The following is a 12,929-nucleotide window of genomic DNA, read 5'->3' as shown; positions in this document are numbered from 1 at the left end:
CGCCGAATATTTCGGCAGCCGTTGTTCGGCCATTGGTTCACCCCGCCCAAGGGCAGTCACGTATTGGGGTAAGGCAGGTCTCCTGGCTTAGCGGCACTAACGCGTCCCGTCGGCCTTCCCAGTTAACACCAGTGGCTCGACAAACTCGCCGCTTACAGTTGCGGGGGCAGCATCGGTCTTAACCCGAATTTCCCTTTTAAGCCCAAGATGTCGGTCACCCGAAGCACCCTAACCCCATATAATGATGGTGTAGAGGGGTGGGGGGGTAAGTCAAGACAGCGAGTGGGGGGATTTTTTGTGTGTAAAGCGAATTTCATTCTTGCCAACTGATTCGTCAGCAGAATTTGGCGCCAAAAAAATTTACCAAAAAAAAGATGACGCCAGTCTAACATTGTCACAGCGTCTTTTAAGTTGCTGCGGCGCGGTCTCTCTCGTTTGATCGATGCGTCTTTAATCGAAAGCGTAGGAGATTTGCTTCAAATGCACGCATTTTTTGAGCGACACAGGTCTTAACACAAAGCGTATTTGTTAATGATGCTGCACCTTATGCGTCAGCATTGAACGCTTTAGCGTGTTTGGCGGCCGCTTCCTCGACCCGGAATTTCAGATCGGGATATTTGTGCACCAGCATGGTGAAATCTTCCGCCGACAGCGCTAACAGGCGGGTTTGATCCAGCGCCACAATGGTGGCTTTGTGCTGGGTGTGGTGCAACAGCGAAAGCTCACCAAAAAAATCACCGTGATGCAGCCGCACCGCGCGATGGCTGAACTGCAACTCTACATCGCCCGAGACAATGAAATAGAGCGTGCCGGATATTGATCCGCGTACGGCGATAATCCCGCCGCGCGAAACCGTCTGTGCACGGAGCAGGTTCATGACCTCGCTTAAAAAGGCCGCGTCGAAATCGCGAAACAGCGGCACGCGGGCCAGCATGCCAAAGGTGATGATGAAATCACGCCGGTGGATGGCATCGATAAAGCCGGTGGCGACGATGCCGACGGGCAGCGCCAAAATGCCCATGCCGGTCACCATGGTAAAGCCGGCCACCAGCCGGCCCAGCAAGGTGATCGGCACCTCGTCGCCATAGCCGACCGTGGTCAGCGTGGTGATCGCCCACCACATCGCGGCGGGGATCGAGCCGAATTTATCGGGCTGCACCGCGCCTTCGGCGGCATGCATGGCGGCGGCGGCGAAGATGGTGGCACAGGCCAGCACCAGCAAGGTCCCAAACAGCGCGCGCCGTTCGGTGACGATAACCTCGCCCAGCGTCGACAGCGCCGGGGAATAGCGGGCGATTTTCAGCAGACGCAACAGACGGATCATGCGCAGGAAGCGCAGATCGAGCACTGGCAGCAGCAGCGAGAAATAGACCGGCGCCACCGCCAGAAAGTCGATCACCATCGTCGGTCTGGTGGCGGCGGCAAAGCGGCCGCGCCAGCGCCCCTTTTGCTGCAGGATGGGGTCTTCAACCGAAACCCACAGCCGCAGGATATATTCGATGGTGAAGATCAGAACCGAGGTGGCTTCGAACAGTTTCAGATCGAGCCAATAGGGTTTGTCGATCGACGGCACGCTTTCCAGCGTGAAGCCCACAACATTGAGCAGGATCAGCAGGATCAGGCCGATCTCGACGATCATGCCGATGGGACCACCGACATGACCGCCTTCAAGGATCAGATAAAGTTTGCGGCGTAGCGGCATTTTTGCCATCGCCGCCCCCTTTGTTTGAGTTACAGCGCGCTTAAATACGCCGCGATGGCTTTAAGGGCCTCGTCGGCCTTGCTGCCATCGGGGCCACCGGCCTGGGCCATGTCGGGGCGGCCACCGCCACCCTTGCCGCCCAGTGCGCCCGCGCCGACCCGCACCAGATCGACCGCCGAAACTTTGGCGGTGAGGTCGTCGGTCACCCCGACCACGATCGAGGCTTTGCCGCCATCCACCGCGATAAAGGTCGCCACACCCGAGCCCAGCTTGGCCTTGGCTTCGTCGGCCAGCCCCTTAAGGTCTTTGGCCGCAACCCCTTCCACCACGCGCAGGGTGGTTTTGATGCCGCCAAATTCCTGCACATCGCTGCCGCCGCTTTGGGCGGGGCCAGCCAGCGCCAGGGCTTTCTTGGCTTCGGCCAGTTCTTTTTCCAGCTTGCGCCGTTCGTCATAAAGCTGGCTGACACGCTGGGGCAGCTCGTCCGGGCTGGTCTTCAGCACGGCGGCGGCGTCATGGGCCAGTGCGGTCTCATGCTTGAAATACTGGCGCGCCCCTTCCCGGGTCACCGCTTCGATGCGGCGCACGCCCGAGGCCACGGCCGTTTCCGACAATACGGTGAACAGGCCGATATCGCCCAGACGACCGGCATGGGTGCCGCCGCACAGCTCGACCGAGAAGGGCTTATCCGCCGTCTCGTCCCAGCCCATCGACAGCACGCGAACCTCGTCGCCATATTTTTCACCGAACAATGCCTCGGCCCCCTGCTCGATCGCTTTGTCGGTCGGCATCAGGCGGGTGGTGATTTCACTGTTCTGGCGCACCACGGCGTTGACGCTGTCTTCAACCGCGGTCAGCTCCGCCGCCGATACCGGCTTGGGGTGGCTGAAATCGAAGCGCAGCCGGTCGGGGCCAACCTGCGAGCCCTTTTGGGCGACATGTTCGCCCAGCACGCGCTTTAACGCGGCCTGCAACAGATGGGTGGCCGAATGGTTGGCGCGGATGGCATTGCGCCGTTCCTCGTCCACCTTCAGATCAACGGCATCGCCGACGGCAATCTCGCCTTCGGTGATTTCGATGACGTGAATATGCAGACCGAGCTTCTTTTCGGTGCTGATGACATTTGCTTTGGCGCTTTTGGCGGTCAGCGTGCCGCTGTCGCCGGCCTGACCGCCCATTTCGCCATAGAACGGGGTCTGGTTGGCGATCAGACGCACGGTCTCACCGGCATGAGCCGACGTCACGGTGGCACCGTCTTTAATGAGGGCCTGAACCACGCCTTCGGCTTCGATGGTGTCATAGCCGAGGAACTCGGTCTTGCCGAATTCTTCCACCAGCGGGAACCAGGCGGTTTCGGTGGCCGCATCGCCCGAACCGGCCCACGCTTTACGGGCATCGGCCTTCTGCTTGGCCATGGCGGCGTCAAAGCCTTTGGTGTCAACGGTGACACCGCGGGCTTTCAAAGCGTCCTGGGTCAGATCAAGCGGGAAACCAAACGTGTCATACAGCTTGAAGGCAACCTCGCCCGCCAGGCTGTCGCCGCTGCGCAAAGACGTGGTGGCATCGTCGAGCAGCTTTAAGCCGCGCACCAGCGTCTCGCGGAAGCGGGTTTCTTCCAGTTTCAGGGTCTCGGCGATCAGCGCTTCGGCCCGTTTCAGTTCCGGGTATGCGGTGCCCATGGCGGAAACCAGCGACGGCACCAACTGATGCATCAGCGGCTCTTTCGAGCCGATCAGGTGGGCGTGGCGCATGGCGCGGCGCATGATCCGGCGCAGCACATAGCCGCGGCCTTCGTTGGAGGGCAGCACGCCATCGGCGATCAGGAACGAGGACGAGCGCAAATGGTCGGTGATGACCCGGTGGCTGGCCAGCGTCGGACCAGCGGCTTTGTTGCCCGAACAGGATTCCGAGGCGGCAATCAGGCCCTGAAACAGGTCGGTGTCGTAATTGTTGGTGACGCCCTGCAGAATGGCGGCCATGCGTTCCAGACCCATGCCGGTATCGATCGAGGGCTTGGGCAGGTCGCGCCGGGTATTGGCATCAATCTGCTCGAACTGCATGAACACCAGATTCCAGAATTCCAGGAACCGGTCGCCATCTTCGTCGGGCGATCCCGGCGGGCCACCGGCGACGCTTTCGCCCTGGTCATAGAAAATTTCCGAGCAATAGCCGCAGGGGCCGACTGGACCCATCGCCCACAGATTGCTGGGGTGGCCGATGATGCGCTCGTTAGGCAGGCCGGAAATCTTGCGCCACAAATCGCGGGCCTGCGAATCCTCGGTGTAAACCGTGATCCACAGCCGGTCCTTGTTGAGGCCGATCACCTTGGTGACCAGATCCCAGGCAAAGGTGATGGCTTCTTCCTTGAAATAATCGCCGAACGAGAAATTGCCCAGCATTTCAAAGAAGGTGTGGTGGCGGGCGGTATAGCCGACATTATCAAGGTCGTTATGCTTGCCACCGGCGCGAACGCATTTCTGCACCGTGGTCGCCCGCGAATAGGGGCGTTTCTCGGCACCGGTGAAGACGTTCTTGAACTGCACCATCCCGGCGTTGGTAAACAGCAGCGTCGGGTCGTTGCGCGGTACCAGCGGTGAGGACGGCACAATGGTGGAGCCGCGTTCACGGAAGAATTCTAAATAACCGGATCGGATGTCAGAGAGAGTTTTCATAACGCGTTCTGGACTGCCTTGGGTGATGCGGCCGATCCCGATGCGGAAAAATCCGCCCCGGGCGCCATCCTTGCGAAGGGCTAAACTTATAGCCTGATTAGAACATAATCGGTGCCGATGGAATATGGCCACAGGAATATGGCGGCACGATCGCTGGATAGCCGGTATGCGGCCCCTGCACATATCGCTGAAGCTGGCTGGTGGCGGCGGTGCAAGATGGGGCGCGGTCGATCTGCGGTTCGGCCTAAAGGCTTCGGCCCCGGCATCCGTATTCGGATAACGCTTTGACGGGAAACAGATAAAAGCAAGGCATGCAGGGCCAAGAATCCCGCATGCCTTGCCTCGAGTCGTTCCCTCATGCCAATTCGGGAACATTCTGCCACCACACCATGAGGCCGGTGGCAGAATTGGGTCAAACCGACGCCATGCCGCATGGCCGGGCGGCCAGAATTGGATTTCGCCGCCGCCCGGACCGTCTGGCTCGCCTTGCGGGGCCGCGTAACCGGTTCGGGGCGTGTGCGGCGTCAATGCGCCGCACGAAACGTTCCCCTACCGGGCTTACAATACGGCCCGGCAGGATTTGTCCCCTAAAGCCTAGTCGTCACTCTCAGCCTCGGCATGGGTCAATGCCTGGCTTAACAGACCGGCATTGGCGCGAATGGCGTTTTCAATCGCGTCGGCGCTGTCCGGGTTGGTAAGAAGATATTGTTTGGCCTGCTCCCGGCCCTGACCGATGCGGGTGCCGTCATACGAGAACCAGGAACCGGACTTTTCAACAATACCGGCCTTGACGCCCAGATCGACCAGTTCGCCGACCTTGGAAATGCCCTGACCATACATGATGTCGAATTCGACCTGACGGAAAGGCGGGGCGACCTTGTTTTTGACCACCTTGACCCGGGTCTGATTGCCGATGACCTCGTCATGATCCTTGATGGCGCCGATGCGCCGGATGTCGAGCCGCACCGAAGCGTAGAATTTCAGGGCATTGCCGCCGGTGGTGGTTTCGGGGTTACCGAACATGATGCCGATCTTCATACGGATCTGATTGATGAAGATGACCAGACAGTTCGATTTGGAAATCGAGCCGGTCAGCTTGCGCAAAGCCTGGCTCATCAGGCGGGCCTGCAGACCGGGCAGCTGATCGCCCATTTCGCCTTCAATTTCGGCCTTGGGGGTCAGGGCGGCGACCGAGTCGATCACCACGATGTCGACACCGCCGGAACGCACCAGCGTGTCGGTGATTTCCAGCGCCTGTTCGCCGGTATCGGGCTGCGAGATCAGAAGGTCATCGATATTGACGCCCAGCTTACCGGCATAGATCGGGTCCATGGCGTGTTCGGCGTCGATATAGGCGGCGATGCCACCCTTTTTCTGGATTTCCGCCACAGCATGCAGCGCCAGCGTGGTTTTGCCCGACGATTCCGGGCCATAGATTTCCACCACGCGGCCACGCGGCAGGCCGCCAATGCCCAGCGCGATGTCGAGGCCGAGCGAGCCGGTCGATACCGAATCCGCCGCCGTAACCGGTTCGCGCTGGCCGAGCCGCATCACGCTGCCCTTGCCGAAAGCGCGGTCGATTTGGCTGAGGGCCGCCTCAAGCGCCTTCTTCTTATCGCTGGCGGTTTCCTTGCTGAGGTCTTTCGCTACGATCTTGCTGATGTCTTTAGACACGATTTTCAATGCTGTATCCGCCATATCCCGCTCCACTGTAGCCCATGCCCGGCCTGTTTCAAATGTGAAATCCCGGCCCGTGTGGATTTCTAATGTACATGCTTTGTTCTCTTTGGCAAGCGGGTCTTTAACACCATGAAGTGTATAGGATATTTTGATATTCGTTCTTGGAACGTACTGGTTGCTGCTCACACGGACAGGATGAGCCCGGCGGCAACCCATGCCATGGTGACGAATATCACGAGATCGAGACAGCGCCAGGCCATCGGGCGGGCCAGCAGGGGTGCCAGAAGACGGGCGCCATAGCCCAGCGAGAAGAAGAACAGCGCCGAGGCCAGTGCCGCGCCCAGACCAAAGGCGCCATGATGGCCGGGAAACTGGCTGGCCAGGGTGCCGATCATCACCACGGTATCCAGATACACATGGGGATTAAGCCAGGTGAAGGCGAGCGTGGCGAGGACCGCCGCCCGTCGGGACAGGATTTCAGTGTTTGTCCGATCCAGCGCCGCCGCCGGGCCACATGCGGCCCGAAGGCGGCCCAGCGCGTACCAGATCAGAAAGGCCGCCCCGCCATAGCGCAACAGACGCGCAAGCCATGGCGCGGTATGCATCACGGCGGCCATGCCGCCGACGCCCAACCCGATCAGAAGGCCGTCCGACAGGGTGCAGATCAGACAGATCAGCAGGATGTGGGCGCGCTTAAGGCCCTGACTCAGCACAAAGGCATTCTGCGGTCCGATCGCCACGATCAGACCCAGCTGCACTACAAAGCCATGCCACACTGCGGCGCTCATGCCAGGCACTCCTGCTATCCAGATACCCTGCTATTCAGGTTTGACTAGCGCAGACGATAAGATTAGCAAATTTAACAATGCTAATCAGGATGAAGCATCGCTAATGCTGGATTATCCTTTGATTGAGGCGGTGGCGGCGGTTTTGCGGGCGGGCAGCTTTGAAAAAGCCGCCGTCGCACTGCACCTGACCCCCTCAGCGGTTTCGCAGCGGGTCAAACTGCTGGAAGAACGGCTGGGTACCATGCTGGTGGTGCGCGGGGCCCCCTGCACCGGCACCGAGGCGGGGCGGCGTCTGATGCGCCATGCCGAGGAGGTTGGTCTGCTGGAAAGCGCGCTGCGTCAGGATCTGGCGCTGAGCGCCGAACGCTCGGCGTCTTTACGGCTGGCGGTCAATGCCGACAGTCTGGCCACCTGGTTCGTGGCGGCCATGGCGGCGGTCGAAGGGCGGCTGTTCGATCTGGTGCTCGACGATCAGGATACCAGCGCTGAATGGCTGCGCCGTGGCGAGGTCAGTGCAGCGGTCAGCGCCCACTGCCCGCCGATTGCGGGGTGCCGCAGCCGGGCGCTGGGGGCGTTGCGCTATGTCGCCACCGCCAGCCCGGCCTTTATGGCGCGCTGGTTTGGGGCGGGCGTGACCGCCGATACCCTCGCCCACGCCCCGATGCTGACCTTTAACGCCAAGGACAGCCTGCAAAGCCGGTGGCTCGCCACGATACTGGGCGAGGCCGGGGGAAGAATTACACCGCCGACCCATTGGCTGCCCGCGTCGCAGGCCTTTATTGATGCCGCAGTGGCGGGGCTGGGCTGGGGCATGAACCCGCTGATGCTGGTGCAGGACCATCTGGCGGCGGGGCGTCTGATTGAACTGATCCCGGCGGCCCCACTCGATGTGCCGCTGTACTGGCGCTGGAGCCGGGCGGTCGAACCGGTACTGGCCGATGTAACCGCGGCGGTGCTGCGCACGGCGCATCAGCATCTGCTGCCGGTGGATGCCCGTTGACCGGCCACAAAAAAGCGGTGGTAAGCCACCGCTTTTTTTACACAGCCGGGTCCTTGTGCTTACGCCGCGTTGGCCATGGCGCGGCTGGAAGCGGTCTTGAAGCGGGCCACAACCTCGGACAATTCGCGCGAGTAGCCCTCAAGGGCTTCGCTTGATGCATTGCTCTGTTCGGCCATGGCGGCGTTCTGCTGGGTAACCTGATCCATCTGCGCCACGGCGGTGTCGATTTCATGCATGGCGGTGGATTGTTCGCGCTGCCCGGCGGCAAGTTCGCCCATCAGCTTGCCGATGGCACCAATGTCATCGACAATCTTGTTGAGCGCCGCACCGCTTTCGCCGACCAGCTTGACCCCGAGATCCACCTGAGACTCGCTGGTCTGGATCAGGGCCTTGATCTGCTTGGCCGCTTCGGCCGAGCGTCCGGCCAGTGCCCGCACCTCCTGTGCCACCACGGCAAAGCCGCGTCCGGCTTCACCGGCGCGTGCCGCCTCAACACCGGCGTTCAGCGCCAGCAGGTTGGTCTGGAAGGCAATCTCGTCGATAACACTGATAATCTGGGTAATCTCGCTCGACGATTTGGCAATCTTGTGCATGGCGTCTACGGCATTTTGCACAATCTGATTGCTGCGGTCGGCATCTTTACGCGCTTTCTCGGCGTTCTCGTTGGCTTGCCGGGTACCAGCCTCTGATTTTTTGACGGTCTGCGTCACCATGGTGACGGCAGCAGAGGTTTCTTCCAGTGCGGCGGCCTGTTGCTCGGTGCGCTTGGCCATGTCGTGCGAGGCCCGGCTGATTTCACTGCAATTGGACGAAACATCGCGCGCCCGCCCGGCAATGTCGGACATCGCCACTTCCAGCTGATCCAGCGCATTGTTGAAGTTGCGCTGCAGGCTGAGATATTCCTCGGGCAGCACACCGGTAATGCGATAGGTCAGATCGCGTTCGGCCAGTGCGTTAAGGCCCTGACCGAAAGAATTGACGACCTGCTCAATCGCCTGACGGCGGGTTTCGGCTTCGGCCTTTTTCTGGGCGATTTCGGCAGCCGCGCGGTCGGCTTCACGCTGGCGGGCGGCTTCTTCGCGGTCGCGGCGGTTCTGTTCCGAGATTCCGATGGCGGTGTTGAAATTGTCTTTCAGCGCCCGATAGGCGGCAGGAACCTCGGCAGTCAGGCGGAAGGATAAGTTTTCTTCGGCCAGCGCTTTCAGTCCGTCACCAAAGGTGCTGACGACCAGCTCCTCGCTGCGGCGCTGGGCCTCCAGCTCGGCTTCGCGCTGGGCCGCTTCGGCGGCCAGCCGGTCAGCCCGGCGCTGTTTGGTGGCTTCCTCACGCTCGATAATATCCTGCTTCATTTTCGCCAGGGTCTGGGCGATGCGGCCGGTTTCGTTGGTATCTTCCAGATAGGGAATATCAATCGCCTTATCGCCCTGATTAAGCCGGGTCATCGCGGTGTCGAGTTCTTTAAAGCGGCGCGACAAACCAAGCGTGATCAGTGTGATCAGCAAAAGCGAGGGAATGATAAAGGCCAGATTGATCAGCAGCGTATTACGCATGCTGATTTTTGCATCGGCAATATGCTGTTGCACCAGCATATCAAACTGCGCGCCGGTCACCACGCTTAAATCTGTCATGGCTTTTTCATACGCTTTGCGAAGCGTATCGATGTCAGCGTCGCTACCTTTCAGCTCCTGCTCGACACCGGCTTCAATGGCGTCAGTTTGCGCAAACAATGCGGCAAGTTTTGGTTTGATCACGGCGGTGGTGCCGCCGTCGGCATCATATTTGAGGGCGTTAGTATAATTGGTCTTTACACGAACTTTTCGCACGGCGTAGCTGTCGAGCGCGGCCTGCAGGCTGGCATCGCGTTTGTCCGAAGCTGGCTGGTCCATCAGCTTAAACAGCTTATCGACCGATGACAGCCAGCTCGGCAGATCCTTGGTGTAGACCTGGCCGATATAGCCGCTTTGAGAATCGGGATCGAGACCGATATTCGAAGCATCAGAAACAGTCGTCAGCAGGGGCACAATTGCCTTGTTGCGATCGGGTTTCTTCGGCGCCTTGATCAGCTTGTCATACAGGCTGGCGCTTTCGAATTCCTTGTCCCAGGCGGCATGATCTTTCAGCCCGTCTTCCTTGCCGGTGCGGACAAAATCCCAAACCGCGCGAGCATAGTCGACCCCGCGTATTTCCTTGTTGAAAAAATCGACTTTTTCATAACTGCGGCTGACTTTTTCGTAGGTGCTGAGACCTGCAAAAACAGTGAAGATCCCGCCAACCAAAGCCAGGCGTAAGGCGATCGAAAGTTTTTGGTTGATGAAACCAAGCATGGAATTTCCTCACACGCAGAAGGACGCGGTCTATTCCATAAGCGCGAGCCTGTTATATCTTAGTAAATTTGTGCCCTATTTTTTGCCATGATGAGTTTTCCGCTACCGCAACAGGTGGATCTCTAGCGGTTATATTAACCAATATGATACGCGGGTTTGCGGCGGTGGTGGTGTGCGTTGATCCGTATTGAAACAGAAAAAGCGGCGGGGGTGCCGCCGCTTTGTTCATTATACGGAATGTATCGTGTCAGGCCGCGCTGGACATATTACGATTGGCCTGGGTTTTGAAGTTCGCCACCACTTCGGCCAGTTCCCGGGCATAGCCGGCCAGCGCGTCGCCAGCGGCATTGCTTTCTTCGGCCATGGCAGCGTTTTTCTGGGTCGACTGATCCATCTGACTGACGGCGGTGTCGATTTCGTTCATGGCGGTGGCCTGTTCGCGCTGCGAGGCGGCGATCTCGTCCATCAGCTGACTGATGACGCCAATGTCGTTGACGATTTTGTTAAGTGCATCGCCGCTTTCGCCCACCAGCTTGACGCCAAGGTCGACCTGGGTCTCGCTGGTCTGGATCAGGGCCTTGATCTGGCGGGCGGCTTCGGCCGAGCGCTGGGCCAGCGCCCTGACTTCCGAGGCGACCACGGCAAAGCCCCGTCCGGCTTCACCGGCGCGTGCCGCCTCGACCCCGGCGTTCAGTGCCAGCAGGTTGGTCTGGAAGGCAATCTCGTCAATGACGCTGATGATCTGCGTGATCTCGTTCGACGATTTGGCAATCTTCTGCATCGCCTCGACGGCGTTTTGCACCACCAGATTACCCCGGTCGGCATCTTTACGGGCCATGTCGGCATTGCTGTTGGCACGTTTGGCATTCTCGGCCGATTTGCCCACCGTGGCGGTGACCTGATTGACCGCGGCGGCGGTTTCTTCCAGCGCGGCGGCCTGCTGCTCGGTACGTTTGGCCATTTCGTGTGAGGCCAGACTGATCTCGCCGCAATTGGCCGAAACATCCTTTGCCCGTCCGGCAATGTCGGACATCGCTTCTTCCAGCTGGTCAAGGGCGTGGTTGAAGTCGCGTTGCAGGCCGAGATATTCCTCGGGCAGGGTGCCGGAAATACGATAGGTCAGATCGCGGTCGGCCAGCGCCGTCAGGGCCTCGCCAAAAGACCCCACCACCAGTGCAATCGATTGTTGGCGGGTTGCGGCTTCGGCTTCCTTCTGGGCTTTTTCCGCGGCCAGCCGGTCGGCTTCGCGCTGGCGGGCGGCCTGTTCGCGCTCGCGGCGGTTCTGTTCGGAAATTCCGATGGCGGTGTTGAAATTGTCTTTCAGCGTCTGATACGCGGCCGGGACATCGGCGGTCAGACGGAAGGACAGGTTTTCTTCGGCCAGTGCTTTAAGCCCCTCGCCAAAGGTGTTCACCACCAGGGTTTCGCCACGGTGCTGGGCTTGCAGCTCGGCTTCGCGCTGGGCGGCTTCGGCGGCCAGCCGGTCGGCTTTGCGTTGTTTGGAGGCCGCCTCGCGGTCGATATTGTCCTGTTTCATCCGGGCCAGTGTCTGGGCGATGCGGCCGGTTTCGTTGGTATCTTCGAGATAGGGAATCTCGACGGTTTTATCGCCCTGGTTCAGGCGGGTCATCGCCTCGTCCAGCTCTTTAAAGCGGCGCGACAGGCCCAGCGTGATCAGCGTGATCAGCAACAGCGACGGGATGATAAAGCCGAGATTGGCTTCAAGCGCGGTGCGTACCTCTGCCCGGGCATCGGCCGTGTGCTGATCGACCAGTTGGGCGAATTGCGCACCGGTGGTTTGGCTTAACGCGAACAGGGCCGTTTCGAACTGCTGGCGCAGCGCGGCGGTATCGACCGGCTGGCCGGCAATATCCTTGGCAACACCGGCTTCGATGGCGTCGGTAGATTGCAGCAAGCCATCCAGCTTCGGCTTGATAATCGCGGTGCTTTGCCCGCTGGCATCCCCCTTGGCTGCATTGGCATAGCTTGCCACCACACGGGCCTTGCGCACCGCATAGCTGTCCAGCGAGGCCTGCAGATAGGCATTGCGCTCGGTCGAGGCGGGCTGATCCATCAGCTTGAACAGCTTGTACATCACCGAAAGCAGGCTTGGCAGGTCCTTGGTATAAACCTGACCCAGATTGGCGCTGTCGCCATCGGGGTCGAGGCCGACATTGGCGGCATCCGAAATTGCCGACAGCAGCGGCACGGCCGCTTTGGCCCGCTTGTCTGCCCCTTTGGCCGCGGCAAAATCCTGATAGAGCTGGCCGGTGGCAAATTCCTGATCCAGCGCGGCGCGGTTTTGCAGTGTGCTGCCCTGACCGCCGCGTAAGATATCCCAGACCCCGATGGTGTAATCGACGCCGCGGCGTTCTTTTTGTGAGAAATCGACCAGCTTGTTATCGCTGTCGACCTTCATAACTGTCGATACACCGGCAAAGATGGTGAAAAGACCGCCGACCAGGGCGAGGCGAAGGCCGATGGAAAGGTTTTTGTTGATGAAACCAAACACGCCGTGTCCCCTTAACGCAAAATCACGTGACGCAAACCCCTACAAATACACTCGTTATAACTAAGTAAATTTATGTAGCCATTTCGCATCGAAAACCGCCAATACTGTCCCACAGTCTTGCAAGCCCTTGTTATTTAATGTCTAATTTACCAAGGGTTATGCACACGCGTTTTGCGAATATTTGGAATAAATCTATTTTAACCACGCAATACTATCGCTATGCGTGTAATCGCCTGTGTCGTGCCTTACCC

The 12,929-nt window shown here is 59.7% G+C and carries 7 protein-coding genes and 1 riboswitch; of the genes, 1 reads left to right on the top strand and 6 read right to left on the bottom strand.

Annotated features, from left to right (window positions below; translation table 11 throughout):
* Window positions 1-55: 55 nt before the first annotated feature.
* Window positions 56-246: riboswitch (cobalamin riboswitch) on the bottom strand.
* Window positions 247-544: 298 nt separating this feature from the next.
* From ACZ5RI_RS01735 to ACZ5RI_RS01720, 4 genes are all read right to left on the bottom strand, one after another.
* Window positions 545-1,711, bottom strand: coding sequence for a cyclic nucleotide-gated ion channel (locus ACZ5RI_RS01735; RefSeq protein ID WP_464514391.1), 1,167 nt, complete (start codon window positions 1,709-1,711; stop codon window positions 545-547).
* A gap of 20 nt (window positions 1,712-1,731) precedes the next feature.
* Window positions 1,732-4,374, bottom strand: coding sequence for an alanine--tRNA ligase (gene alaS, locus ACZ5RI_RS01730; RefSeq protein ID WP_464514390.1), 2,643 nt, complete (start codon window positions 4,372-4,374; stop codon window positions 1,732-1,734).
* A 594-nt stretch (window positions 4,375-4,968) separates the two neighbouring features.
* Window positions 4,969-6,072 carry a recombinase RecA gene (recA, locus tag ACZ5RI_RS01725; RefSeq protein ID WP_464514389.1) on the bottom strand — a complete coding sequence of 368 codons (1,104 nt, stop codon included), beginning with the start codon at window positions 6,070-6,072 and terminating at the stop codon, window positions 4,969-4,971.
* 164 nt (window positions 6,073-6,236) lie between these two features.
* Window positions 6,237-6,842: a LysE/ArgO family amino acid transporter gene (locus tag ACZ5RI_RS01720; RefSeq protein ID WP_464514388.1), complete on the bottom strand. Its 606-nt coding sequence runs from the start codon at window positions 6,840-6,842 to the stop codon at window positions 6,237-6,239.
* Between the two features lie 103 nt (window positions 6,843-6,945).
* Between ACZ5RI_RS01720 and ACZ5RI_RS01715 the strand changes: the two genes are divergently transcribed.
* Window positions 6,946-7,842 carry a LysR family transcriptional regulator ArgP gene (locus tag ACZ5RI_RS01715; protein ID WP_464514387.1) on the top strand — a complete coding sequence of 299 codons (897 nt, stop codon included), beginning with the start codon at window positions 6,946-6,948 and terminating at the stop codon, window positions 7,840-7,842.
* A gap of 59 nt (window positions 7,843-7,901) precedes the next feature.
* Here the strand turns inward: ACZ5RI_RS01715 and ACZ5RI_RS01710 are convergent, their stop codons facing one another.
* Together ACZ5RI_RS01710 and ACZ5RI_RS01705 are read right to left on the bottom strand one after the other, a co-directional pair.
* The gene (locus ACZ5RI_RS01710; RefSeq protein WP_464514386.1) at window positions 7,902-10,166 is read right to left on the bottom strand and encodes a methyl-accepting chemotaxis protein; all 2,265 of its coding nucleotides are present in this window, start codon (window positions 10,164-10,166) and stop codon (window positions 7,902-7,904) included.
* Window positions 10,167-10,413: 247 nt separating this feature from the next.
* Window positions 10,414-12,678, bottom strand: coding sequence for a methyl-accepting chemotaxis protein (locus tag ACZ5RI_RS01705; RefSeq protein WP_464514385.1), 2,265 nt, complete (start codon window positions 12,676-12,678; stop codon window positions 10,414-10,416).
* Window positions 12,679-12,929: the final 251 nt, after the last annotated feature.

The sequence above is a fragment of the Micropepsis pineolensis genome, from assembly GCF_055392125.1.
Note: the sequence above shows the minus strand (reverse complement) of the source record. Positions and strands in the feature narration are given on the sequence as shown.

What these genes read in the sequence shown, in the direction of transcription:
- ACZ5RI_RS01720 (WP_464514388.1), bottom strand. Translation starts at nt 6,842, where the DNA reads ATGAGCGCCGCAGTGTGGCATGGCTTTGTAGTGCAGCTGGGTCTGATC.
- ACZ5RI_RS01715 (WP_464514387.1), top strand. Translation starts at nt 6,946, where the DNA reads ATGCTGGATTATCCTTTGATTGAGGCGGTGGCGGCGGTTTTGCGGGCG.
- ACZ5RI_RS01735 (WP_464514391.1), bottom strand. Translation starts at nt 1,711, where the DNA reads ATGGCAAAAATGCCGCTACGCCGCAAACTTTATCTGATCCTTGAAGGC.
- ACZ5RI_RS01710 (WP_464514386.1), bottom strand. Translation starts at nt 10,166, where the DNA reads ATGCTTGGTTTCATCAACCAAAAACTTTCGATCGCCTTACGCCTGGCT.
- alaS (WP_464514390.1), bottom strand. Translation starts at nt 4,374, where the DNA reads ATGAAAACTCTCTCTGACATCCGATCCGGTTATTTAGAATTCTTCCGT.
- recA (WP_464514389.1), bottom strand. Translation starts at nt 6,072, where the DNA reads ATGGCGGATACAGCATTGAAAATCGTGTCTAAAGACATCAGCAAGATC.